Annotated in this window: 22 protein-coding genes; 9 read left to right on the forward strand and 13 right to left on the reverse strand. The window is 43.6% G+C overall.

The features are described 5' to 3' along the window. Positions 1-2: 2 nt before the first annotated feature. A complete protein-coding gene (locus L3068_RS24360; protein ID WP_000654195.1) occupies positions 3-509 on the forward strand; it encodes a YrhA family protein in 507 nt (168 codons plus the stop codon). A gap of 122 nt (positions 510-631) precedes the next feature. Here the strand turns inward: L3068_RS24360 and L3068_RS24365 are convergent, their stop codons facing one another. From L3068_RS24365 to L3068_RS24385, 5 genes are all read right to left on the reverse strand, one after another. Continuing rightward, positions 632-4,582, reverse strand: coding sequence for a conjugal transfer protein TraG N-terminal domain-containing protein (locus tag L3068_RS24365; protein WP_236904883.1), 3,951 nt, complete (start codon positions 4,580-4,582; stop codon positions 632-634). 8 nt (positions 4,583-4,590) lie between these two features. After that, on the reverse strand, positions 4,591-6,006 hold the full coding sequence (gene trhH, locus L3068_RS24370) for an IncHI-type conjugal transfer protein TrhH (protein WP_001257292.1): 1,416 nt from the start codon (positions 6,004-6,006) through the stop codon (positions 4,591-4,593). Continuing rightward, a complete protein-coding gene (locus tag L3068_RS24375; RefSeq protein WP_000196727.1) occupies positions 5,996-7,042 on the reverse strand; it encodes a thioredoxin family protein in 1,047 nt (348 codons plus the stop codon). Before L3068_RS24375 ends, trhH begins: the two co-directional genes overlap by 11 nt. A 591-nt stretch (positions 7,043-7,633) precedes the next feature. After that, positions 7,634-8,146: a hypothetical protein gene (locus tag L3068_RS24380; protein WP_001140952.1), complete on the reverse strand. Its 513-nt coding sequence runs from the start codon at positions 8,144-8,146 to the stop codon at positions 7,634-7,636. A 1-nt stretch (position 8,147) separates the two neighbouring features. Then, positions 8,148-8,948 (reverse strand): hypothetical protein, encoded by an 801-nt coding sequence (locus tag L3068_RS24385; protein ID WP_000004208.1) that lies wholly within the window; start codon positions 8,946-8,948, stop codon positions 8,148-8,150. 759 nt (positions 8,949-9,707) lie between these two features. Between L3068_RS24385 and mobI the strand changes: the two genes are divergently transcribed. Genes mobI through L3068_RS24425 form a run of 8 tightly spaced genes read left to right on the forward strand, consistent with a single transcriptional unit; the run spans position 9,708 to position 19,850 of the window. Further along, a complete protein-coding gene (gene mobI / locus L3068_RS24390) occupies positions 9,708-10,193 on the forward strand; it encodes a conjugative transfer protein MobI(A/C) (protein ID WP_000071885.1) in 486 nt (161 codons plus the stop codon). After that, positions 10,190-10,927: a hypothetical protein gene (locus L3068_RS24395; protein ID WP_000995978.1), complete on the forward strand. Its 738-nt coding sequence runs from the start codon at positions 10,190-10,192 to the stop codon at positions 10,925-10,927. The genes mobI and L3068_RS24395 overlap by 4 nt, the downstream gene beginning before the upstream one ends. A 9-nt stretch (positions 10,928-10,936) precedes the next feature. Beyond that, positions 10,937-14,083, forward strand: coding sequence for a MobH family relaxase (mobH, locus tag L3068_RS24400; RefSeq protein ID WP_001011152.1), 3,147 nt, complete (start codon positions 10,937-10,939; stop codon positions 14,081-14,083). Next, positions 14,083-16,167: a conjugative transfer system coupling protein TraD gene (gene traD, locus L3068_RS24405; protein ID WP_001284073.1), complete on the forward strand. Its 2,085-nt coding sequence runs from the start codon at positions 14,083-14,085 to the stop codon at positions 16,165-16,167. Before mobH ends, traD begins: the two co-directional genes overlap by 1 nt. Next, positions 16,167-17,276: a hypothetical protein gene (locus tag L3068_RS24410; RefSeq protein WP_000343600.1), complete on the forward strand. Its 1,110-nt coding sequence runs from the start codon at positions 16,167-16,169 to the stop codon at positions 17,274-17,276. Before traD ends, L3068_RS24410 begins: the two co-directional genes overlap by 1 nt. Then, positions 17,263-17,925, forward strand: coding sequence for an IncC plasmid conjugative DNA transfer DtrJ family protein (locus L3068_RS24415; RefSeq protein ID WP_000718549.1), 663 nt, complete (start codon positions 17,263-17,265; stop codon positions 17,923-17,925). Before L3068_RS24410 ends, L3068_RS24415 begins: the two co-directional genes overlap by 14 nt. A gap of 10 nt (positions 17,926-17,935) precedes the next feature. After that, on the forward strand, positions 17,936-19,117 hold the full coding sequence (locus L3068_RS24420) for a S49 family peptidase (protein WP_000952985.1): 1,182 nt from the start codon (positions 17,936-17,938) through the stop codon (positions 19,115-19,117). Position 19,118: 1 nt separating this feature from the next. Beyond that, on the forward strand, positions 19,119-19,850 hold the full coding sequence (locus tag L3068_RS24425) for a nuclease-related domain-containing protein (RefSeq protein WP_000338612.1): 732 nt from the start codon (positions 19,119-19,121) through the stop codon (positions 19,848-19,850). 286 nt (positions 19,851-20,136) lie between these two features. On the opposite strand, the gene L3068_RS24430 is transcribed toward L3068_RS24425, so the two are convergent. The 8 genes from L3068_RS24430 to L3068_RS24465 all read right to left on the reverse strand — a co-directional run bounded on the left by L3068_RS24430 (position 20,137) and on the right by L3068_RS24465 (position 24,741). Continuing rightward, on the reverse strand, positions 20,137-20,490 hold the full coding sequence (locus tag L3068_RS24430; protein ID WP_000210769.1) for a hypothetical protein: 354 nt from the start codon (positions 20,488-20,490) through the stop codon (positions 20,137-20,139). A gap of 65 nt (positions 20,491-20,555) precedes the next feature. Further along, on the reverse strand, positions 20,556-20,840 hold the full coding sequence (locus L3068_RS24435; RefSeq protein WP_001091367.1) for a hypothetical protein: 285 nt from the start codon (positions 20,838-20,840) through the stop codon (positions 20,556-20,558). Between the two features lie 356 nt (positions 20,841-21,196). Further along, complete coding sequence (locus tag L3068_RS24440; RefSeq protein WP_000442693.1) at positions 21,197-21,496, reverse strand: hypothetical protein; 300 nt, start codon at positions 21,494-21,496, stop codon at positions 21,197-21,199. A 432-nt stretch (positions 21,497-21,928) separates the two neighbouring features. Further along, positions 21,929-22,297, reverse strand: a complete 369-nt coding sequence (locus L3068_RS24445) for a hypothetical protein (RefSeq protein ID WP_000537761.1) — start codon at positions 22,295-22,297, stop codon at positions 21,929-21,931. A gap of 225 nt (positions 22,298-22,522) precedes the next feature. After that, positions 22,523-23,059, reverse strand: a complete 537-nt coding sequence (locus L3068_RS24450; RefSeq protein ID WP_000800251.1) for a hypothetical protein — start codon at positions 23,057-23,059, stop codon at positions 22,523-22,525. Positions 23,060-23,126: 67 nt separating this feature from the next. Continuing rightward, positions 23,127-23,564 (reverse strand): hypothetical protein, encoded by a 438-nt coding sequence (locus tag L3068_RS24455; RefSeq protein ID WP_000286108.1) that lies wholly within the window; start codon positions 23,562-23,564, stop codon positions 23,127-23,129. 44 nt (positions 23,565-23,608) lie between these two features. Further along, entirely contained in the window at positions 23,609-23,905 is a 297-nt protein-coding gene (locus L3068_RS24460) for a hypothetical protein (protein WP_000856246.1), read from the reverse strand. A 134-nt stretch (positions 23,906-24,039) separates the two neighbouring features. Next, positions 24,040-24,741 carry a hypothetical protein gene (locus tag L3068_RS24465; RefSeq protein WP_000237191.1) on the reverse strand — a complete coding sequence of 234 codons (702 nt, stop codon included), beginning with the start codon at positions 24,739-24,741 and terminating at the stop codon, positions 24,040-24,042. Positions 24,742-24,770: the final 29 nt, after the last annotated feature.

Genomic DNA, 24,770 nt, shown 5'->3' on the forward strand with positions numbered 1-24,770 from the left:
TCATGAAAGATTTAACTCAACTACTCAGCAGCTTAAAGAGGTTGATGGTTGCAGATCACTACCCTTTAGCCAGCCCGGTAGCCCCGGAAGTCTTGAAAGACTTAATCTGCAATCCGCCTCCAGTGGAGTGGGCAGATCACAAAAAGAGCGCCTATATAGATATACAGAAACTCATTAAAACCAGGCTTGATTATGCCCAAGTGTTTAATGCTATGGATGGTTTTGAGTACAACGGACTTACGTTTTATAACCTTGTTCAGGCAGAGAACGAAAATCTATTGTGGTCAAATATTTACATACGCAACTTTGAAGCACGAGACAATGAAATCTACGTTGACCCAAATCTCACTGATAAGGTGTTAATCGGAGAAGATGGCATGTCACTTTTCGCTTATAGTTTTGCAGACGACTGCTTTCAGATAAGAGACAAAGCATCTACTGATTATGTTATTGAATCTCATACAGAGTTTGATAGATTTTTGTCTTCACTGATTCAAACCGTCAGTTGAATGTTCCGCAAGAGCGGTACTTCTGAAAAAAAGGCCGCAAACACATACTTTGCGGCCTTAATTGTTTAGCAGTAATTTACAATCTATTGATAGTCATTTCAGGAGGTTATATTCAACCTCCCTTATTTTTTATTTTCATTAAGCCACTGATCCGCTTTATCGACACGTGACTGGTAAGGCTCATTTGTGTTGCTCAGCTCTGACTTCATGTACTGAATGAATTCATCTGCTTTCTGAGGCCCAAAGCGTGGGTCATCCGTCAATTGCTGCCGGATAGCCCTTTCAGAGTTCTGCGCTGCATTCGCATAAGTCGAAACGCCGTCGCTGCTAATACTCTGATACCGGTCACTTACAGCTGCGACGCCATCAGACATCTGCATGTGATTAAGGACTTTACCCTGGAGAGAATCAGGCATATTTGCAGGGTTAGAGGCATCATTTGCTATCGATGTCTGGGTTTGAAGGATGCCCGCTCCCGTAAGCATCTCATTTACCGGTTTCGCCCCAACGCTGGTTAGCGTATCCGAAACAAATTGCTGGCCCCCGAGTAGCGCACCAGAAATCGCGCCCCGCTCAGTGTTGGCCTCTATCTTTTCCCCAACCAAGCGATCTGTGACGGTCTGAGTGCGGTTACCAACGAGACCACCGCCCGACCCACCTTCTCCCAGGTTTGCCCGTACGACTGACTCAAGTGAACCATCAGCTCTGTTATGAGTGTTGAAACTGCTATGGATGCTCTTAACGTCATTCATACTCCAGTTAACGTTATAGTTACCCAGTTCATTAAGGATCTTCTGGGTATCCGCTTTGAGCTGCTCTCTTTCGGCACCGGTAGCCATGGTGCTGGCACCATAGGTAAAGACAGCTTGCTGTGCCAATTCAGCTCGCTTATCGTCCCGGCTTAAGTTCGGGTTGTTGGCAACACGACTAAAGTAGTTATCAGTGTTATTAGATAAGCCACGAACTTGCCCGCTCTGATACATACTGTTCAAAGCAGTGGCTCGTTGATCCATTCCATCACCAACCACCCGACCTCCAACCTTTTCCAGATCGTTAAATGTGCCTTCTGCATTTCTGACATCCTGACCCGAATTGACGACTTTCTCTACACCCTGATTATTCAGTACAGGTCCATTCTTTTCGAGAGAATTAAGCACATTCCTTTCTTCATCAGAATAAGTGCGGCCCACGTTGTTGTTATGTATTCCCTGAATATCGCCTTTGCCCGCGTTATCAAGGTTATACGGAGTAAAGCCAGCTTCACTTTTTCCAGGGACATGCTGTGTCGCGTCCTGAGCGTTGGAGGAAAGACCGAGTTTAGCCTGCGAATCTACACTTCCACCCAGTTCCCCTACGCGTGACGCACTCATCACGCCAGACGTATTTACGCTGTCAGGAGTTCTATCCTGTGCCTGAGTGATAGTATTAATTCCTGACCCGTCACCTGAAATTCTGTCGAGCTGATTGGTGATAGGTAGCAGCTGCTGTGCATTACCACCGAAGTCGGAAACCAGACTTTTAAGCAGGCTGGAGGTTTCACGGAGATCCTGTTTATTACTTTCGGCCGTCTCTCCCCGGGCGGTATCAATCGCAATTTTTTGCTCACTGAAATCTCGGGTTGCAGCCACAAGCGCGTCAGTACGTTGAAGCTGCGATCCAAGCTGATTACTGGCCTTGAAGGTATCGTTATAGGAGTTGAATTTCTCCATAAACGCATTCTCATCCAGCCCATTCTTACGAGCAAAATTCCTTACATCATCATCACTGAAGTTTTTGTTGCGAATAGAATCGGAGAACCTGTCCAGGTTAATGCTTTGTTTAGAATCAAGGCTCATTCCACTATTGGAGCTTGCGTTAGTCGAAACCGATGTAGAAATATTTTGCGCCATCGTCTGTGTCGCCTGGTTCATTTTCGACGATGCTTCTTTAAACGCATTAGTATTGGATATCTGATCGCTGCTTACCTGAGACGCCGCTTTAATGAACTGGTCAGTTAACGCAGAATCCTGGCTAAGCTGATTCGTGATTGCTTTTGAAAGGTCATTTGAAAGCGAGTCACTGCCTGTATTGGTCTTAGATGCACCGCTACTCAATTGCCCTGCTACAGCCGCTTTCAGCCCGGCTCCATTGCCAGTTCCAACACCTCCATTAAGCCCAGCGTTGAGAATAACATTTGAAGCAATGCTGGCCATCTGAGACGCACTCACCCCATGTTTCGTTGCAATACCTTCTGCTACAGAGGCACCAATCTTATCCGAGATCTGCTTCATTGTTTGCAGGTTGGTTGAGAACTGCTGGCTCGACTGTCCTGACCTTCCAATTTCGCTCATCTGACTGTAACCAGCCTGGAATGAATTACTTGCCGCACTCATAACTGATGAGGTTACAGCTGATCCTTGTCCCTGGCTGTTAGCGATACTTGAACCAGCATTCCACATTCCAAGACGGAAATTACTTGAATCAACTGCGCCGCCATCGCTGTATCCCTGACCGGTACTGGTTAAGGCGGTTCGTGTCACGTCACCAAATGAAGATTTACCGCTGTTAGGGCCATCCCATACTTTGGGCGTTACATGACCAGTATCCACCGGCGCATCGGGGGTCACTCCCTTAACCGCATTCATCATCGGGTGAATCGACTGTGTCATCAGGAATAATGTGAGTACCGGAATCAGAGCATAGAGGGCGGAAGCAACAGACAGGTATGAACTGTATGTTTCCGCAAGCCCTGGGAGTCCCATCCACGTGACGGCATTATTCTGGCTGTTGAGGGTGCTCCAGGTATCCAAGTCGGCCGTCGCGACTTTCTTCACATACGCGTTGACCATTACTGCCGTAAGCGGCCACATATTCACGAAGAGGATAAGTTGCAAATATTTCGCCGCAGCGGCAACACCATTACCACCTAACGCCAGCAGCATAAGCAAAGCAAATGGAGCAACCATATAAGCAAACATTTCAAGGAATGCGATTGCTGCTCCCGACAGTTGTAACCACAACTGGCCCTGTGAAGCCATTGTGTTGGTTCGCTTCAGAGAAGCCTCAAACAACTGCATATCGGAAGCCAGACCGAGTGGGGTCTTATATTTGCTTGCGCCATTTCTGAGCTCATTCATAATGAACAGGTTCAGGGTGGCGTCATACGAACCAATAGCCTTACCGTACATACCATTTGCTGACGCCATAACATCAGTAAAGCTTGCGCCGGTAGGTGCACCATTTGCTTCGTCTGGAGTAAGGATGCCGTTTGTCTGTCCTATAAGGGAAATAGTCTGGCGAGCTTCAGCTGTACTGGTAACCTGTTTCACAGTTGACCAGACCTCATCACACGTACCAGATTTTGAACCGTTAGCGCCAACAATACTGGCAGAGGCATTCTTCAGTGCGCCTTTCATCGCCTGATTAATCCGGTCCATGCTATCTGCCAGATTAGCTGAGAAAATATCGTTAAAAATAGTTTCTTTACCGGCAATATTTGCGCTTGAGTTTTGGGTAGCCTTCAGGCAGTTGTATGCAAGAGACTGAACGGTAGCACATACGTTCATTGGCCCTAGCCCGCTGGCCGGTTCAGGAAATGCGGAACAGTAGCCCTGGCTATCGCCGCCCCATTGCAAAAACTTCACGAATCGGATCATCGGACCGAGGGTGATGTCATCGTCCAGAGTTGTTGCAGACAGGTCCACCGGAGAAAGCGGATCAAACGCTGTTTTATAATCCTTCAGCAAACCCTGGCTTAAGTTAGTGGTGACGGTTGCCATCGCAGCAATAAAAATTGGAATTCCGTCGACGTTTCTGACCTCTCCCGACTTTACAGATTCAATAGTTACATCCACTCGAACCATTGCCATCATGAAAAGGATCAACCCCAAAAACCAGGAGAAAAACGGTAATTCATTTTTGGTCGGAGCCTGAAGCCATAGCCACGTTTTATAGAATAGGCTCACACCTGCTACAACGGCGGCCGTGGTCAGGAACTCTTTTACACCAGTATATTGAGAAAAGATCAGGGCAATACCGGTAAAAGCCGACCAGACAAAATCAATATCACCCAGGGTATATATGTTGTAATCCATGTCAGACCTCAGTTACGTGTGCCACGAATACTTTCAGTGAAAGCCTTCCGTTGCAGGCGACGGTTATCCCAGGTTGAAATGACGTCCGAGCTGGTACCGACCTGGCTGTGCGATAGCTCATAGGCGGCTTTAACCTGTTTTGAGAGATTGTCTGTTAATCGGTTGAGATCATCCCTTTTACCCGACAGCGACTCACTCGGTATGCTCATGGTTGAAATTTTGGCCTCAACCTGGCGCAACATGTTGATTACGAGGCTCGTCGCAGCAATAGTGCTGATGTCCTGAATGTATGCGTACCCTTCCGGTGCTTCGAATGTTTGCAAAGAGTCGATAATGGTCGGGATGCCGATATAGGAGATAATGCGTAATTCATCATCTGAAACACGAACGTCGTTGATGATTTTTTTCTGTACGTTTAAAAGAAGATCAGAAATGGTATCCTTCAATCCCTTAAAACCACCGTCATTAACTTCTGACATGACAAGGCACTGAGCCTTTCGTGGGGATGATGGATCTGGTGCCGGAGAACACTTGAGCATTTTAATTGATCCGCCAGCTGGTGGCCCCATGATGTAATCCGTGACAGTCATGGTAGACGGGCGGACTTCCATTCCCGCTTTTTCGCCTTTGCTATCCCAGTTGATAATGACAGTACCTACGAGAGACATAAGTTGTTCTGCCAGTTTATAACCGGATAACTCCGTTACCCCTCCGATGTTCATCGTTCCCTTATCAATATCCATGAACGACATATAGAAGAGGTTACCACTGAATTTTTCAGCGAACTCTTCGGGATCCTTTGCTTTAACCTGAGAAGTGACAGCTTCAGGTGACTTTGTCATCGATGAGCCAAAATCAGGAATAAGACCATTAATCGATCCCAGAATTGAGGCTGGTCCAGAGCTAACTGAGTTAGCGAACTGGCTTGGCGTACCCACGTTTTCAGAAAGGAAAGAGTAAGTTGCATTGCATGAATCTTTCGCAAATTTATTTAGCGCTTGCAGTTTGTTTTGGATGTCATTAATCGTTGCAGCACAGTCAGCACAAATAGCTGAAACAGCAACGTTAAAAGCATAGATAGCCGCACCCTGGGCAATACCACGGGCCACCTGCACAAGCTGGTCCCCGTTGATCATGCTGAAGGACCCAAGAAAAACGTCAATACCGTTACAACCGACAGAAGCTTTTGGAAACGACATGGAAACAAGGTTGGTATTAACGTTTGTTGTTCGGTAAGACATTGACCCGCCAACTATGCCTGTACGGGTTGCTGTGGAAAAGGTGGCCGGGCTGGTAGACGTCATCATGCCATTGAAAATGTTACGCATTGCGTTGTCTGCATTTGCAGTCGGGGCTAAAATTGCAGCACAAACAGAAAGAGACAAAAGTAACTTTTTGAAGTTGAAAACGGCATTACTGCGCATAAGTGCCTCCAAAACTGCCGCCAGCATTGAGATAATTGACCGGATCGGCCGTAGGCATGTCATAGCCTTCGAGTTTTTGGTCCATTATTTTTTGAAGTAGGAATGGGTCTGATTCCATTTCGGATTTATTAACGGTAATAACGCCATCATCGCCGATGGTATATTGCCTTTTAATATCTAGAGTTGACTGGAACGAAGCGTCATCGATCAGATTCATGCCCTTCGCGGCAAGTATAATAGTGTTCTTTAATTCATCAGCGGAGATCATGCCTTCACTAATGCGCTGAGCTGATGTCCCATCCTTTGAAACCAGGAAAATTGTAGGTACCTCTCGAATTTTAAATTGATCAATAATTTGTGCGTTGGGGATGTTAAAATCCTGAAAAAGGCCATTATGCAATGGCCTTCCATCCATACTGATTGGAAGAATATCTACCGAATAATAGTTCTGCATAAATTGAAGTATTTGGCTTTCTTCGTGGCAAAACTGGCAAGTACTCTGGAAAAAGAAAAATAAACCTGACTTAGTAAAGATATCTTTCATTACCGTTTGCTGATTTTTTTCAACAACAGTGCGGTGAGCATCCAGTGCCACCTTTTCCACTGGTTGCCTGCGTTTTTCAGACATCATCGGGTTTTTAAGAAAATAATCTTTTGATTTGTCAGAAAAACGCGTACTGATATCCAGCATTAACCTTTGCGCCGTGTAATAACGTGATAGATTTTCTGCGGTAGGGTTATCCATTGCCTGCGTTAACAGTCGAGGCATATTCTCTTTTAGCCATTTTGAATTTAAATCTACCATTTCCTCTTTTGAAGGCGAGCTAGCAGCACCGGTTGGTGGCAAAACCTCTTCTTCTTCAGCTTCGCTTTTTTTAGCAGGATCGTCATACCAGAAGAAACCCTTCTTATAAGCCTGGCCAGATACAAAGGGCGTATCTTTTATTAGGGGTTGCTCAGGGCTGGCGTGGGCACCAGTAATTACCAAAGACATAAGCAAAACCATCTTTGAAGGCGCTAATGCAATACGAGTCATAGACCGTTCTCCTTTTCTGATGCGGTTATGATGGCATACAAAAAAAAGGTTAGAGCTCGTATAGCATGGTCGTTTTTATGTTGAAAAGGACGGAAAAGGAGTGCTGACTAAGAAGATAGTCTCGGTGATGGAAAGATCATCCATCTTGCACGTTGTCAAAAATCCGGTGTAACAAAAACATGGTTTTATCGAATATCTAAAAGCAAATATTGCTTTGAAAACAGGTGTATTTAGAGCTGAAAAAAATCATCACAAGTAATGCTGTTTCTATATTTCAAAAAAGGAATAGCTAAGGATCAAAGAAGCGAACTTAGACAAGAATATAAAATATATTAATTGAAAGCGATTAAGAAGTCGTCATGCATAGAAGGTTTTGAGAACCTAAGTAGTTTTACGTTTTCAACAGAAAAAAAGGTGCACATTTTTGGAACGAAGAAAAACTGAATAAAGAAAAATCAAATTATATCTTTACTTGTCAAGAGTTGATATTTAAGTTGTAACTAATATTTGATTGTAAAGCAAACAACAGAATTTGACTTAAGTCAATATTTAGATTCAGACAAGGCAAGTTTCGCGATATCTTTTTTAAATTTAATCTAATTCTTCTTGAGAATACCTCTCTATGGCTGAAGCAGTTGAAGATAATCTGCAACGTGGACAATGAGCATCATTTGTCACTGGCACAATGTATGGGCGTTTACATTTTTCGCAGGCACCTAGTTCTTCAATTTCTTTCATAGAAGTAAGGATTTCTATTATTTTATTAACTTCCGGTGCGCATACAAAGTATCCCAGATTATGAAGGACACTCATTATTCGGTTGAAGTCAATTTGCCGAAAACTCGCTTCCGGATTTATTGGATCAAAACCAAAATAGTTAACTGCGACATCAATAACAGCAGAAAAGGCTCGGCGGTTATCTGTGCGTTTGCTCCAGCCCCGGATACCTTTTTTGAGTTTTGTTTTTGCACCAGGCTCAAAATCGATATTTTCAGCAACATGATTACCGTACAAAATTCGTATTGTATTTTTATTTGCCCCAAGCGACATAGTTCTTGCTGCTCGCAATAGAGCATTAGCTTTTGTTTGATCGACCTTTGCCATATCAATAATCCTTTAACATAACTTTATTTGTTAAAGTGTTGAACACATCCTGACGGTGACTGGTGAACATAGTGTCATAACGTAATAGTTCCATCAAATCATCACTAACTTTTCCTAACCGGATGTCAGCAGACAATTCATAAGCCCAGGCAAAAACTTTCGTTTTAAGTGAAACACTCTCTTCAATATGCCCTTGTGAGAAAGCAATTGTACGTGGGAAAAGAACGACATCGTTAATTGTTTTTAACGATGAATAACCAATGTCTTTAATAGCATCAGCTGTAGTTGGTTTTAAACCAAAGAAAATACTTACAAACTCTGGTGCGAGCATTGAGATAAAGAACACCTGCATAAAGTAGTCATTCTGTATATCAACACATTTAGAACGCAACTCATGAATCTTCTTGGGATTATAGATATCCACTGTACCATTCAGAAAAGTCACTTTTTCACCGGCATCGTAAATACCATAGTCAATATCATTTGTATCATATTCACGAATTACATTGGAATCACCGTCCAAGACCGCAGAAAAAAACCTCTCCCATGTAATTTCCTTTCCGAGTGTACGCGGAACCAAAAAACTACCTGGACGTGTTTCCACTTCAAAAGCTAAATCAGCGGCTGTACTAAATCCTTTCCCAAATAGGCGACGCTGGAGAAGAGGAGTCCCAGTTTGATATGCAGAAGATCCATGCACAGGCAATAACATTAAAAATGCACGGTAACTACGAATAAGCGAAATCTCAGTGCGGAAAAGTTTACCGAGTAAGCTACGAGTTAAATTATCAGATTCTGACATGTGCTGATTGTCCTTGCGCCATTACAATTGTTCAAATCTTCAACATGGATTTTTTGTTAGGTGTTCGGTAGGGTGAAAAGTAACTTTTAGTATTTTCTTAAGGCTTGAATAAGCCTTAAATCTATCCCTTCAACCACACCGCTTACTTGTAACACTTTTTAACCAAACTAACCAGAATTTTATCAAAAATTCCTGCGCATGCTAACGAAATGTGAAGCGATTAAAAAAAAACCTAAATCCAGCCCCTCCCAACGTTGGATTAGAATAACGACGTCTTTCACTGACCGTCATAAACTGACATTTTTACTTTTCATCAACCTCATGCTTACATAGGATCACTAAACAAAGAAAAGTGACCCTATGAATGCCTCACATAGGGTCACTTATGTTTGAAAAGTGACCCTATGTAATGTCGTCATAGGGTCACTTTTTATAAAAGTGTCACTATGGACAAAGTTCCATAGGGTCATTTTTTTTGGAAAAGTGGCACTAGATATATGTATAACTTTAATAGAGCAATGCACATTATCAAAAGCAATAATCCACAATGGTCATTCTGTCAAAAGTAACTTTAGGGGGTAGCGATGGAAGTGAGGCTAAACTCGCTGTTACTGTTTCTGAAGGCCCCTCCCGAATGGGGGAAACAGCGAGTGCATTACATCTGTTCAATTCCCTCATCAAAGAGCATTCAAAAATCTTCTGTTCGTGAAAAAAAACGGAAATTTCCTCCGGTATAGTAATTTCACATCAGGAGGCGTCATGAGTAATTCAAATCTTATAAGTTCTATAGAGCTAACACGTAAAAATTTACGTGCTCAGATTGAAGGTTTGCGTGTTGAGGCTGAAGATCTCATTACAAAATACTGGATCAAGTGGAAGGAACGAAACCACCAAGAGATTAACCTTACCCGACATAGCAAAGTTCCAAAGAGGGAGTACCTGGGTTCTTACGCACCAAAAGTTGAGCTAATTGGTAATGCCAGAAAAGTAACGATCACTTGGCATCAGTTCAGCCCTTATAAAACAAGAGCGCCTAGCCACATGTCAAAACGGGTGCAACCAATGAAAAGTGGAAAATATTCTAAGAACTGTTTTGTAAACCATGCCAGCTGGGAATACGAAATGATTTCTGAAACGGAAGCATTGCTGGAGCCTTACAGAGAAATGCTTGAGCTCTATCATTCAGCATATATCGAACTTGGACGAAAAATCCGTCAATACTCAAAAACTAAGGTGGCACAATGAACGACGCAATTATCACGGACAATGAGCGTATTAACATTGAACCAAAAGATGTAATGGTAAAAGGTTCAAATAAAAAGCAAGGCGTAAACGCTCAAACTTCTACTCAACGTAGACCAGAGCACCAGGGTATGGCCAAAGTTATTATTAACCCCGGCACCCCAGACTTTAACCGGTTTTTAACTGCCAGAAATGGAGCAGTCATCAGAGGTTTTGATGATGTGAGTATCGCTATTTCCTCTCTCTTTAAAACGGTTGATGCAGTTAAACATCCTGACCTTGTTCAGGCTATTCAGGATTGGTTCAACGAGCTGCATGAAGAAAACAATAAGATGAAAGAAAATCTTGTTGCTTATATTAAGTCAATTGAGTTCGACAAGAATGACTCATTCATGTCATCAACTCAGTTTGTACCTTTCAGTTTTGAACCAGTACAACTCAACTTCAATAACCACAACACCATGAGGTTTTACAAGTACATCTTCGAGATGAACCAGCTCATGAACACAATGTATGAGTACAACTCATTGGGTTTACTGGCTGTAAGCGACTATCCGGTTATGTCTCACAACATTATAAAGAGTATTAATTTATATGTTGAGAATGTGAAAAAGACTCTGAATGTTTCTCGCCGTAAGGATGGGCCATACAGTCCAGCAGAGTTCATCACCAAAGTAATGCAATATAAAAGTGTGCAGGCATACATTGCAGCCGAACTGTCAGGCAAACGTCGATAAGGTATGATGATGAATTTCAGGGCGCTGTATTTATGTATTAAACGGATTTTGGGGATATTCTCATCTCAGGAGAATGATGCAACCTCTGTAATGATTGAGGATATATCAAGCCTCTCTCCTTTTGCGCAGATTCTAGGAGATCAGAAGTACACTGTTCCTGATCATCCAAATCCAGAAGTCCTGAAATTCATCGAGTATCCAACTCGTCCGACGGGCATACAGACATTTAATGAACAGTCAATCCTGTCTCTGTATCGGGAAAAGCTGCACTCAATTTCAATGATGTTAGCTATCAGCGATAGCGACATCAGGGACGATGCATATACATTTACTAATTTAGTTTTAAAGCCCTTGGTTGAATATGTTCGCTGGATACATCTTTTGCCAGCTTCCGAAAATCATCATCATAATGGTATTGGTGGGTTACTTTCTCACAGCCTGGAAGTGGCCATACTCTCTTTAAAAAATGCGCATCACTCAGAACTGAGACCAATCGGATATCAAGATGAAGAAGTAGTCCGTAGAAAAGTATATCTCTATGCTGCGTTTATCTGTGGTTTAGTCCATGATGCCGGAAAGGTTTACGATCTCGACATTGTAAGCCTGAATTTAGCTAGTCCGATCATTTGGACGCCAAGCTCACAAAGTCTTCTTGACTGGGCACGTGAAAATGACGTGGTTGAATACGAAATCCACTGGCGAAAGCGTATTCATAATCAACATAATATCTGGTCCAGCGTTTTCCTTGAGCGAATCCTAAACCCGGTATGTCTTGCATTTTTGGATCGGGTAAATAAAGAACGTGTTTATTCAAAAATGATCACCGCCCTAAACGTTTATACTGATGGGAATGACTTTTTGTCTAAATGCGTGAGGACCGCTGATTTCTATTCTACTGGTACAGACCTTAATGTTTTACGTGACCCTATCATGGGTCTGCGTTCTAATGATGCAGCAGCAAGGGCCATTAGTACCATCAAGCACAACTTTACCAGTATCAATATCAACAATTACAATGCTAAGCCTATGCACATCATTATCGTAAATGGTGAGGTATACCTTAACGAGAACGCATTCCTTGATTTTGTTCTCAATGATTTCGAATTACATAAATATAACTTCCCTCAGGGAGAGGCTGGTAAGACCGTATTGGTAGAATCCCTAGTTCAACGTGGTTACGTCGAGCCCTATGATGATGAGCGTGTCGTTCACTACTTCATTCCGGGTATCTATTCGGAAAACGAAATATCAAACATCTTTAGAAATGGGATAGGGAAACTAGAATTCTATAACCTTCTTAAGCTAAGGTGGATTGGTTTAATCTTTGATTCTTATAAAATCCCTGACTCAGTGCCGGGTCTTTTTAGCGTTAATGCCAATAAAGACTTTATTTACATTGACGAGCAAAAAACAGTTACTGAATACAGAAGACCAGTGCCCGGTCGGGACGTTATAACTAAAATTACTGATACTGTTGAGACGGCTGTTCTTAAGGTTAATGATTTAGGCCGCTCCTCTGCCTCTATTGATGTTGATATACATTCTAAGAAAAATGAAGGCTCATCCGACGATTTTGAGAAGAAAGCCGAAAGTGATAATGAAATTGATAATGACACGCAGATAGTTAAATCTGAGGGTGAGGAAGCAGCTGATCCTGTCATTCCTGATATAGAAGAAAGTGAAGATGAATCGGCAAAGGACACGGAATCCCATGTCCTGGTCAACCAACTTCATGAACTCCTTTTAAGCGCTCCACTTTCCAATGACTATATAGTGTGTGTTGATGCTGTCCCCTACCTCAACATAGATACCACTATGGCATTGCTGCCGGGATTAGATGAAAAAGCATTCAGTGAAGAGCCCTATTTCCAACTGACATTCAGAGAAGGCTCTCTCGATGGAATGTGGATAGTAAGGGACATTGACGATCTGCGTTTAGTCCAGCTCGGCGATAACTGCGCCGGGTTCCAGCTCACCTATCATGAGCCAAGAAGGCCAACAACTTTAAAGTCACTTTTCAATACTTCTATGTATCAGGCATTAGTGATTAATGATGAGTCTTCTGTTGAAAACTCTGCCCCACGTCCAAAGCAAACGCTTGAGCTGCCTCCCCCACGTGTAAATGCAGTCGAAGAACATTCTGGCGACGTGGAATATCATGGAACCGATAGTGCATCCGCGACTGGTCCGCTGAAAACTGAGGCTGTGGAATATGAACATTATCAACATCTTTTTGAGAAAGAAGATGAAGAGCATGAGATCATTGATTATACCGATTTCTCACAGCTTAGTGTTTCTCGGCCAGAAGTCGGTAGTTGTGCAACAAGCTCTTCGGTCCATAATGAAAAGCTTCTCTCCGAGCCGTCAGAATTACCAGAACTTAACCGAGAACAGAACGCTGATCCCCAGGGTACGAATGAACGCTCTATGGATGTTTCTGTAGGACAAGAAAACTCAGAACCAGATACTGAGGGTAACTGCCCACCACCAGCTGAAGTTGTGTATTCCCAGACCGAAGCAGCCGCAACCAGTGTGATGGCAAGTGAAGAGCCCGCCTTACCTCCTGTACTTGAAGAATCAAATGGAGAGCATGCGCCCACAGACGCTAAGGGGCATCATCTTTCGCCAGCACTGGCCAGACTGTTCGCCCCAACAGCACCGGTAGAAAAACAAAATCCCAAGCGCAACCGGAATAAATCATCGGACAAAGCAGAAGTACAAAAACCAGCATCACCTGTTTCTGGTCACAATCTGAACAGTAAAGTCTTTGCATCTACTGAATCAGACCAAAATGGTGAATTCTCGCTTATAAGCGAAGGTGACGTTACAGAGCTTGAATTTGTAGAAATTGCGTTAGTACTGCATCAAATTCTGTCCAAAATGGAGGTGGCGTTTAAAAGAAAGCGCAAAAACAGATTTATGGTAAGTACTCCTAATACTCTCTATCTGACCCAATCTTGCGTGGAAAAATTTGGGTCGCAGTTAGAGGCTCAAGATCTTTTCAATAAGCTTCCTCAGTACCTCGTTAATTCTGGTGCTGTGATCAATACAAAATGCCATGCATTTAACATGCCTACTTTGCTGGCCGCATCAGACCGGGCGAAAGTGGACATTGAACGAATTATCAATAACCTGAAAGAGGCTGGGAACCTATAATGTCAGATTCGAAGAGGACTAACCTCCATGCACAAGAGAATTTTTATCGGCCTATTCTTGAGTATCGTAGTGCCTCAATACTTTTGATTTGTTCGGTTTCTATGCTTTATATGGGACTTTCTTCAGACGGACTGGACATCGCCCCAATAGTTCTGTTCACCTCAATATTGCTTTTTTTGCTGTGCCTTTATCGTTGCAAAACAGCAGCGCCATTTTTGATGGCTCATTGGCGTGTATTCAAGCGACATTTCATGTTCGTTAGTCTTGATTCACTGCGTGTAATTAACAAAAGTAACTTTTTCTCCAATGAGCGAAAGTATCGTCAACTGGTTCAGGATTATCAAAATAAAAATAAGGATATACCCGAGCGAAAGTCCTATTTTTGTGATGGGTTTGAGTGGGGTCCGGAACATGCGGATCGGGCATATCAAATAGCTAACCTCTCCAGTGATAAACGTGAGATCGAGTTGCCATTCGTCTTCAACCCAATTAAGAGACATTTTGACGCAATGGCTCGTAAGATGGGCGGCAGCAATGCAATTTTTGCTGTGGAACGTAGGGAACCCATATTTGTAACTGAAGACAATTGGTTTGGTCATACTCTGATAACCGGAAACGTGGGTACCGGGAAAACGGTGCTACAGCGTTTACTAAGCATTAGCATGCTTCATCTTGGTCATGTTGTTGTTGTCATAGATCCAAAGAACGATGCAGAGTGGCGAGAATCTCTAATGGAAGAGGCTAAGACCCTCGGTCTTCCTTTCTATAAATTTCATCCTGGCCAGCCAGCATCTTCGGTCTGTATTGATGTCTGCAACACCTATACTAATGTTTCTGACCTAACATCTCGTCTTTTGAGCTTGGTGACAGTTCCCGGTGAGGTTAACCCATTCGTTCAGTATGCCAAGGCTCTCGTTTCCAATGTGATTTCCGGGCTTTCTTACATAGAGAAAAAGCCTTCTATTTATCTGATTCACAAGAACATGAAAAGCCACATGTCTATTGTGAATCTTACAGTCAAGGTAATGGAGTCATGTTACGCGAGATATTATGGTTACGATGTCTGGACCGAAAAAGTTAAGTACGTCGCTAACGATACCTTGCCGGTACGTTTCAAGCGTCTCGCTGAATGGTTTACGGCTCATTTCATGAATTACGAGGGGTCCGAACAAATAGACTGGTTAGATACTGTTTCCCAGCTTATTGATTACTCAATGTCCGACCCAGAGCATATGGCTAAAATGACCGCAGGTATTATGCCTGTTTTCGATATGCTCATTGAAAAACCTTTAAATGAGCTTTTATCTCCTAACCCGAACTCAGTATCATCAAGAGAAATTGTAACAAGCGAAGGGATGTTCAGCACTGGCGGGGTGCTATACATTTCGCTTGATGGCCTTTCAAACCCCGATACAGCAGCTGCTATTTCTCAATTAATAATGTCAGATCTGACCTCCTGTGCCGGTAGTCGCTACAACGCTCAAGATGGTGATATGTCAGCTAATTCCAGGATAAGTATTTTTGTTGATGAGGCACACTCAGCCATTAACAACCCTATGATTAACCTTCTGGCGCAGGGTCGTGCAGCGAAAATTGCACTGTTTATTTGCACCCAAACCATCTCCGACTTTATTGCTGCGGCAAGTGTTGAAACTGCCAATCGAATTACGGGGCTCTGCAACAATTATATAAGCTTGCGAGTCAACGATACTCCTACTCAGACGCTTGTTGTAGAGAACTTTGGTAAGAGTGCGATAAGCACAAATATGGTCACTTATACGACCGGTTCAGAAACATCTTTGCCGCATAATAACTTCTCAGGTTCAATCTCAGAAAGAAAGCAGACAACTTTAGAAGAGAGTATTCCAAAGGATCTCTTGGGTCAGGTCCCTATGTTTCACATAGTTGCCAGGCTTCAAGATGGCAGGAAGGTTGTAGGCCAAATCCCTATTGCTGTTGCTGAGAAACAAATGAAGCCAAACACAACTCTGTCGGAAATGCTTTTCAAGAAGGCCGGAAAAGTTACTTTGCGTCAAAATCTCGATATCAAAAATCTTAATAAATTTCTAAGGAAGTTGCATTGATGGATGAAAAAATTGTCCTGACGCGCCAGCAAATTTTAAGCTCTGCACTAAAAGTCAGCAAATGTCGCTCGCTCGTAAAAAGGCGCTTTCAGTCTTTGGGTTTAAAGTACGCAGATTCTCAGGAAGTTCGAGATCGGCTAACTATGATAGAAAAAAACGCGTTTCATCATTTGGGAAAATTTTGTCAGAGCAACGATATCGATTCCCTATTCTCCATGGCAAATACCCTGTCTGAGCTTTTCCTTTTAAAGGGAGAGTTGATCACGACTGATCCCTTTGGGGACCGTGAAACCAGCTACTGGTCGGTACCACAAGGATCATGCCATGAATGGATTCAATCACTGACCACCAGCGAAGGTCCTGAACGTAAATTCGTTAGTTTCCGTATTTCTTTCGATAACAATGACGTACGGTGTGATCTTGTAAAAAAGAATGCCCGTATGCTTGGTTGTTATCTTTTGCCTTATTTCGTCGATTTAACACGCACGGTGGGCGCATTCATTAATTTGCCAGGTAGTGTCTCTTTTAAACAAGTACAGCGCATCAAACCCCAGATTCATCCAGAAACAACACATAGTCATATAGTTACTATTGAGGACTCTCCCTTTCTTTCTCGGTTAAAATTTAAAATCATTACTGCCATAGATCAGCTTCCTGACCCTAATGGCCTTTATACAAACACCTTTAACAGCATTATTGACCGTGCACTGCTGACTCATCTCAAAACCGAACAGGAAAAAATAGATAGTCCAAGAGTCTGCAAAAATGTGATTTCGGCTTTTGCCGACTCAACTCTTTCTCTGCCGGTGTTTAACATCGGCCTAAACGAGCAGTACAGATACTGGACGCCGTGGGGCATCAACTTTATAGAATTTTCCCGCCAGGCCGCAAAAGCAAGGACCGCTGTATTTGTTCCTGATGTGGGACAGATCGAGTGGAAAAGCGCAGAGCATAAAGAACTGGCGGAGTTAAGCCTCATCGACCAAATCATACCTAAACAGTACCACTGGCTCCTGGGTATCCCGACGATGTGGCGTAACAACTATTGCAATCACGATCAGAGGCTAGCTCTTTTTCGTGAATGGAGGGAAAGCAATGGCTGCGGATAATACAAGCAGGGCAGCAGTGCTCAGAACAATGCTTTTTTTTGGCATGGTCATTTATTTTGGTTACAGCTTGGCTTTCCAGAATACTGAGGAGCTCAAATATCAGATTACTCAGGAGGTTAATGCAAGCCGGTCCATCATATCAAATGACCGTTGGAAGTCTGTCATTGCAAATAGTGAAGCGACTTTAAATTGGTTGGTACATGACTATAAGTTAATTGACTATCTGAATACTATTCTGATCCCTGACACCAAAAAACCAGCCAGAGGTATTAACATTGTTGCTGAAAAATTTACCTCTATTAATTACACTATGGCCAAAAACATACCCCTCTTACTTTATCAGTCCATTTTCCGGTGGAACTTAATCCTGGGGTGGCTAATCGTTTTTCTGCCCTATCTATTTGCCATGCTAGCAGATGGAATGTACCAGTGGAAATTGAAGAGGTACGTATTTGGTAAGGTTACAGTTCAGTTTTATCGTATTTGGTTTCGAGCATTTTGGGTGATCAGTGCTTTAACGATGGTCTACCTGGTCATGCCAAATATGTCACTATTTAACAATATCGCTCAACTTTTCCCACCAGTCGCTTTATTGATACTGGGAATTGCATTGAATCGCTTGTGGTCTAACTTTCAAAAACTCATGTAAAGGTGGTCAGATGTTAAGCAGTAAAAAAAGGAAGTCCCCTACAAATATCAAAGAATCGCTCAATGATAACGCTGACCGTTTTTATAAGATGTTTCGCATTCATACCACGGCAAAAGTTGCTATGTCGCTAATTGCCATGACCGCTGTAGGGTTTTCTTTCTACAATCTTTACGAACAATGGCAGGACGCTGAAGGGAAGAAAGACCATATAGCTGTAATACGGATTTCTGGCGAGATGGGTACCGGCTCGGAAACGGGCGATGGAACAGTGATCGCAACAGCTCTTGCCAAAGCTTACAATAATCCCCATGCCAAAGCAGTTATTATCGAGGCAGAGTCAGGTGGTGGTGGTCCCTCTGACGCCATCATTATTTACCGCCAGATAAACGCGCTTAAAAACCACCAGCCACAGATTGAACGCGTATCAGATGCCGGTGGCTCTCTTTCATCTGTAGCCGCTGACAAGAGTAACAAAACCGGGAGCACAGAACGTGGCGATGAAGCACGGTCGAAGCAAAACTCCCTCGAAGTACTCTCCAGCGGTACCGGTCGTTTTTTCTCTGATATCGCAGACTCATATAAACCAATCATCGTTAGTGTGAAAGGCATATGCGCATCCGCATGCTATTACGCGGTATCGCCCGCTGATGCAATTTATGCCGACAGTAATGCCCTGATCGGTTCTATCGGTGTGCGTATGGACCACTGGAATCTGTCAGAGATCATGAGCACAGTAGGCGTCAAGAATGAGCCCCTTACGGCCGGTGAGTTCAAAGATGCTCTTGACCCCTTCCACCCATTGTCCGATTCAACGAGGGAGTTCATGCAGAAGGAGATCCTGAACACGATGCATGAAAAATTTATAACTGATGTTGAACTTGGACGGGGTAAAAAGCTTCTCTCGCGTCATGATGCCGATGCTGTTTCTCTCTATTCAGGCCGTGTATGGCCAACACCTCAGGCAGTTAAGTACGGCCTGGTGGATGGAGATCTTACGTCAGTAGAGATCCGTACACGTCTTTCAAAAATGTACTCCACTGACACGTTCAAAAACTACAATGAGCCTCATCGTAATCTCCGTTCTGCACTCGGCATGCTGATGAGCCTGTCTTCAAATATTGAGAGCCTTACCGGTACCACTACCCGCTTAGTAGAATCTGTTAATGCCACCAGCTACCCCTCTGTGAGGTAACATGGATGCTTTCAATCTGCTGTGGAGCATTACGGGGGTAGCTTTCATTATCCTTATTTTCGTCGTGTTGCTGTGTCTGTTGGGATTTATGACCTCTGCCATAGCGGAACGGCGGACTGCAAAGGCAATTGAATCTGGGCTTCCTGAAGAAGCTCAGGGGCTACTTAGTGATCTCACCTTTCAGTTGTCGGCTCATAGCACTACGCAGGTTGATCACATTCTCGTAGCCCCACATGGTATATACGTCATAGAGCAGAAAAACTACGTAGGCAAGCTCTACGGTACTCTGGAGGAAAGCCACTGGCGGAAATGGACTCAGTCCCGAACCCTCAAGTTGCAGAACCCGTTTAAGCAAAACCAGGGGCACATCAGGGCTATTCAGTCTGCTCTTAAGGCTAGAGAACTGGAATGTATCAATGTCGTCATCATAAACGGACGTTGTAAGTTTGATGGCATCAAGCCGGAATGGTTATGTATGGGGATGGACGATTTTATCCATAAAGTCAAACAACGACGAGGGCTACGGTTGTTCACACCGGAGTCTGTTCAGCACATCTGTTCGGTGTTGAAGTCAACAAGGAAGTCGCCAGGGCTCTATACGGACCTTACTCATATTCATAACATAACGACAAAGTACAAAGCCCCGATGAAATTCGAGCAACGAGTAACATACATTCTGCTCAACTTTATCCATTATCTGTGGGCAAGTCTGTTCACTAAGCAGAAGCCTTAGCGCTCTATCATTGGTAAGGCTGTAAAATGTCTGCAAAAGGCCCCATCGGTAAATTGTTGGGGCTTTTTCTTTGCGTAGTTCTGATACGGTTTATCCTGTGGAGCATTATGGCCACCAGCCAGCTGGTGACTGGCCAACGCTTTGTATGACGTAGCCTACTCAGGGCAGGCTATTTTAGAGGGACCGATTTTTATCCGGGCTAATTTAGAAAGAGATAATTTGAACTTAGGCGGGCTGACCACCAGCAGAGAGGTAAATCACTAGCCGGTGATATTGACAGAAGTCGTCAGGGGTTTAACGCCGGAATATTTTGCCAGGCCTCCTGCAAGGTCTGCAAGACTTCTACAAGTGATAGTGACGGCCACAGGACTGTTTCCGTCATTATCACTCCAGGTGGCTCGCACTCTACTGGTACCAGAATTAAAACAACACGAGTTCCTTTTACCTGGTAGGCAAGGTTTACTGCCGGTTGGCGGTAGGAGGCCAGTACACCCTCACCATATTGAGCAGGGTTACTTGCCCAGTTCCGCACCATTGCATACACCTGAGGCATATACCGACTATCCAGATCCCCTTTGGGCCGTCTGAACGGCACGATTTCTTCTGAGCGGTAGGTGGTCGTTGTTGTATTGGTTGTCATCTTTGTCACCTCCCCTGTTCGTCCATTTAGAGTTTTAAGCTGCTTTACACATCACACTCAACTGATTATTTAAGCTGGTCATCGTCTCTGGCCAGCATAGCCCAACCATTCGCCTGGTTTTCGCGGGAGTAAGGATTCATTTCAAAATAACTATCTACCGCGTCGCTGTCCGCAACAGAACTGTTGTTAGCTCTCTTTGAACCCTGAACCACTACAGCATCAACCTCTGCGGCTTTCCCGTTGCGCTGTACCAGGATTTTAACCGTATTGGGCTTACGTCTTGCGAGCAGTTTGTTGGCGATAAAAAGCACAACAATCCAGGCCAAAAGCACGTATAAAAATGTATTCATAATGCCCTCCTTTGTATGTGATTATTATACCTGCTTCCATTGCAGGCCAAACAGGTTCGGTGCATGAAAAATAGACTTCTCTCCGGCGTATAGCAATCTACTTACTGATCTGTTTTCGTATCAAACTGTATGGCATAACCGAGGGGCGTACGTGGTGAGTCAGAAAGTTACTTTTCCGTAATAGTTAATTTCAGATCCTTCTTCCAGTTACGCTTCAGTATAAAACCGATACCCTCTAATTCAGCATCCTTCACGTTTAATACGCTTCACTTTAAGGCAGGGCTTTTCGGTTGAAATGAATTCTTTTTCCGGTTGCTGGACATGGGTTTCATCCTGATAGTTAAAGTTGCAGGCTATCAGTCACCACCACCACCTCCGTCACCTCCTCCACCGCCACCATCACAACCACCAGCTATGCTATTTTCACCATTACAATCACCTCCGAGGGGGTTCAAATGGCTGCTCCCCTGTAGATGGTGTCCTTGCCAGATCGAACCCGAACCAGCGCCTCCTGAGCGTCTTTGCTTGCCCTGAGGCAATTGTGCAGGCTCACCAGCACCGGCGGTACCAAAAATGTCCCGGGCAATTTTATAAAGAAGGTAAAAAGGTACGCCCAGCATCATAAAAAAGATTACTGAAAATATTACACGTTCCATTGATGATCTCCTGTCTTGTGAGAGACCAGTTATATCAGGGTGATTCAGTATTTCCGTTTAGAAAAGAGTACTAATTTGGCCCTGTTCGCTCTTAATTTGCCATCCGGGAAAAAGTCATAGGGATAGGCCTGCCAGAGTCAATAACTTCCAGTGATCTGGAGGAGACCCCGGCTCTCTGAGCCCTCATGGATGGTACGGCTTTACCCCTTGTAAACAGATTCACGTTCCGCAGGACAAACATCGACTACTGACGTCTCATATTTGCTGACGCTAATCCGACGTCTCATTGCCGTCTGCTTGTTTTCTTTAAAGGGTGTATTAGACGAATATCAAATCGGAATGGTAGGGGATGTGTGGGCACCATGCCCGGCCCTCTTTGAGCATCTGAGAGATTGGAGACCTAGCCGGGTAAGATAGCTACTTTCTTACGGGTTACCCTTCAAATCCAAAGACGAAACGGACGCTGCCGTTCTCCACGTGGAGACGCTTTACTTCTTCGACAAATTCCTGGATCACCTCTCCGGCGTTATCGGGTGGTATGGCTGACAAAATTTCTTCCGAAGTCAGCCATGAGTATGAATGTTCACCGAATAAATCATCATCTTCGGACGGTATATCATCAGGTAATCCGCGTAATGCGTGGATAAAAACTGCTGATGTGCTCGCCCTTTCACGATCTACATCAAATCCGAGCCAGGCAAAGTGGAGATATGATCGGTCCCCTTTATAATTGCTTGATAAATTAATCCATTTACCAGGCTTTTCTTCCCTTTGAAATCGCCAGCAGATATCAACGCCCATTAAGAAACTCCATTACTATCGTTCGTATGAGATAACTATCATTTCAGAATACTATGACTTCTTCCCGTATAGAACTAATCGCTCACGCCATTTAGCTACTTACTTTTTTTACGTACGCTTGCAGCGCAGTACCTTGAGAGAAGTAAGTAAGACTGGGCGAAGCCAACCGGTTCCGCCACCTCGCTCACCGGCTTTTAGGCGTAAGCACTGAAGTCAGCCTCCATGCTAACTGGCGAGCCTGCGAAAGTCAGACTCGTTGTTATAAAGCGGCATATCGTAAGCAGTGTCTGAAATGAACATTCGGATCTGCTCAAGCGTCATGCCACAATGAAAACGGGTTACGCTCACATTGGCCCGGGGGAAGTCAGCACAAAATGCATTCAAAACATTCTCATGGACAATACCAATGTTGATTAACGCAGCTGGCCCGTTGTCACGGAAAGATACGACACGGAATCCCCCATACCAGCCTGACTGGGAGAAAAATGAAAATGCACTCGTTGCCAGACCATTAGACAGGTCATAGCGCAATTTCCCGCTCAGAGACTGGCTGTCTCTGCTGTACACGCGATTAATGAAAATGCCGGGACCAACTTCTACCGGCTGCTTGTTGCTTGCTAAACACGGAAAGCCCACCAGCGAAACCTCCCTTTCTCCTAACCAGTTTACCTGATACCCGGCAGTGAGAAAGTCAGTCAGTTCTACGCCAGAAAGAGCATTAATGGCCGCAATATCGGTATCCAAAATATTTACGTTTTTCATATTCATCTCATCTATATTCTAAAGTGCGTTTTTTGTCTATCAGCCCGAGGATTGAAAATTTGAATATTTAATGTGACAGAAAAATACCTGTCACCTTTTCAAAAACTGCCTGCAATTGAATATCGAGAGAGTCCATTTTAAAATCCACCAGCTCAGCTTTATTATCGCAAACCGAATAAAAATAGGAGTCAAATGCGTCTGTATCTTCATCTTTAAAAATACGGAAGGAATTAATTTTATTATGCCCTTCAAATTCGGCATGAATACCATAGCGAACCGAGCCGTCATCGAACTGAACAACCCGTCGTACAGAATTAATCCGGACGTACTGTTTTAAGGCCCTCGCGAAATCGGCATTTAACGCCAACGCTCGTAAGATTGAATCAGCGGTTTCATTCTGCTTTTTACGATCATATTCAAACATCCCACAGCCGGTGTTACGAAAGACCGGCTGAAGAGCATTAACCAGGTTGAAGGAATCCACGTTTCTGTCGTTTCTGTACATGAGATATCTCCTGCCCCTCCGCTATACGAAGGGGCTTGATAGGGTTACTGCCAGGCTGCGATCACTTCTTCGCACTGGAAATGAGATAAGCACTGCTGGAGTAAAAGGGCCAGCACCGCTGTGTTAGGGACGCGATTGTTACACCACGCGTTGAATAGCAGCTGCCATGGACCGGCATAATACCCGGCCAGTTTCTTTTTTTGTTTATCTGTGCAGCAGCTGGAAATGGCCTGCTGATAAAGGCTTTCATTCTCGGCACCAGAGCGTTGTTGCAGTGCCTGATAAATATAGGAGTAGACAGAATCGGAGCAATTAGATGCATAGGCCAGATTGGTTTTCATAATACCTCCTGTGTTTTTGGGTATTATATAAAACTCCGACCTACTGGCTAATAACCCACACTGTAATTTCTTTTAAAAACACAATAAATTTTCAAAATTGGACCAGTGTGGATTTAAGCGAGCAGTTTAAATCTTTATGAACTAGCTTTCAAAGAGGTTGGTTTTTCGGGAAGTTTTTTGCCAGACCAGCATGTTGGTTTTTTTTCTGTAGTGCAGATTAGCTGGTACCTGCCCCTTCTTACCTCTTTGAGCAATGACTGTTTGAAATATGGTAAGCCCAGTTCAAAAACCCAGTAACGACCGTCTGCAAAAACGACTGAATTTTCAACGCCATCCGAAGCCACCAAGGATGCATCATTAAGTAGACGTTCTTCATAATGAAATGGTAATGAAAATGTCAGATATAACGCACAAAGTACAAAGATTCCTGTGAGACTAACTGCCAGTGAACCACAATAACCAGAATAAACATTTAAATTTCTTTTGATAAATTTCTCATGCAAGATTACAAGCAGACAGAATACACAAGCTACCAGCCCAAATCCTACATGCAGATAAAACTGTCTTATTTCATCATTCCAGACGATGTTGTCCCATTTCGTGCTTAAGATTGAACCCAACAAGGAGATAATAAAAGCGGCAATTTGAGAACTGATAAAGTAGGAGAAAGCTGACTTTGAAGTTATTTTTTTCATAGAAACAGGAACCTCTTTACCTCGTTCCTGATCAGAGAAAAGACACAAAACGCACCATGCGCAAAAAACTGCAAGTCCAGATGCAATAATCTCGCGTAAAAACATATTAAACGTTTCCGATAATGAATAAGTAATTACCATATCCTCTCCGTAAGTCTACATATAATTCA

It is taken from the genome of Enterobacter cloacae complex sp. ECL414 (assembly GCF_021869685.1).
Classification (GTDB): Bacteria; Pseudomonadota; Gammaproteobacteria; order Enterobacterales; family Enterobacteriaceae; genus Enterobacter; species Enterobacter kobei.

Bases quoted from the DNA above. Each gene is read 5' to 3' on its own strand.
- L3068_RS24360 (WP_000654195.1), top strand. From the start codon at position 3: ATGAAAGATTTAACTCAACTACTCAGCAGCTTAAAGAGGTTGATGGTT.
- L3068_RS24455 (WP_000286108.1), bottom strand. From the start codon at position 23,564: ATGTACAGAAACGACAGAAACGTGGATTCCTTCAACCTGGTTAATGCT.
- traD (WP_001284073.1), top strand. From the start codon at position 14,083: ATGTCAGATTCGAAGAGGACTAACCTCCATGCACAAGAGAATTTTTAT.
- L3068_RS24395 (WP_000995978.1), top strand. From the start codon at position 10,190: ATGAACGACGCAATTATCACGGACAATGAGCGTATTAACATTGAACCA.
- L3068_RS24375 (WP_000196727.1), bottom strand. From the start codon at position 7,042: ATGACTCGTATTGCATTAGCGCCTTCAAAGATGGTTTTGCTTATGTCT.
- L3068_RS24410 (WP_000343600.1), top strand. From the start codon at position 16,167: ATGGATGAAAAAATTGTCCTGACGCGCCAGCAAATTTTAAGCTCTGCA.
- L3068_RS24425 (WP_000338612.1), top strand. From the start codon at position 19,119: ATGGATGCTTTCAATCTGCTGTGGAGCATTACGGGGGTAGCTTTCATT.
- L3068_RS24415 (WP_000718549.1), top strand. From the start codon at position 17,263: ATGGCTGCGGATAATACAAGCAGGGCAGCAGTGCTCAGAACAATGCTT.
- L3068_RS24440 (WP_000442693.1), bottom strand. From the start codon at position 21,496: ATGGAACGTGTAATATTTTCAGTAATCTTTTTTATGATGCTGGGCGTA.
- L3068_RS24460 (WP_000856246.1), bottom strand. From the start codon at position 23,905: ATGAAAACCAATCTGGCCTATGCATCTAATTGCTCCGATTCTGTCTAC.
- L3068_RS24450 (WP_000800251.1), bottom strand. From the start codon at position 23,059: ATGAAAAACGTAAATATTTTGGATACCGATATTGCGGCCATTAATGCT.
- trhH (WP_001257292.1), bottom strand. From the start codon at position 6,006: ATGCGCAGTAATGCCGTTTTCAACTTCAAAAAGTTACTTTTGTCTCTT.
- L3068_RS24380 (WP_001140952.1), bottom strand. From the start codon at position 8,146: ATGGCAAAGGTCGATCAAACAAAAGCTAATGCTCTATTGCGAGCAGCA.
- L3068_RS24430 (WP_000210769.1), bottom strand. From the start codon at position 20,490: ATGACAACCAATACAACAACGACCACCTACCGCTCAGAAGAAATCGTG.
- L3068_RS24445 (WP_000537761.1), bottom strand. From the start codon at position 22,297: ATGGGCGTTGATATCTGCTGGCGATTTCAAAGGGAAGAAAAGCCTGGT.
- L3068_RS24385 (WP_000004208.1), bottom strand. From the start codon at position 8,948: ATGTCAGAATCTGATAATTTAACTCGTAGCTTACTCGGTAAACTTTTC.
- L3068_RS24435 (WP_001091367.1), bottom strand. From the start codon at position 20,840: ATGAATACATTTTTATACGTGCTTTTGGCCTGGATTGTTGTGCTTTTT.
- L3068_RS24465 (WP_000237191.1), bottom strand. From the start codon at position 24,741: ATGGTAATTACTTATTCATTATCGGAAACGTTTAATATGTTTTTACGC.
- L3068_RS24365 (WP_236904883.1), bottom strand. From the start codon at position 4,582: ATGGATTACAACATATATACCCTGGGTGATATTGATTTTGTCTGGTCG.
- mobI (WP_000071885.1), top strand. From the start codon at position 9,708: ATGAGTAATTCAAATCTTATAAGTTCTATAGAGCTAACACGTAAAAAT.
- L3068_RS24420 (WP_000952985.1), top strand. From the start codon at position 17,936: ATGTTAAGCAGTAAAAAAAGGAAGTCCCCTACAAATATCAAAGAATCG.
- mobH (WP_001011152.1), top strand. From the start codon at position 10,937: ATGAATTTCAGGGCGCTGTATTTATGTATTAAACGGATTTTGGGGATA.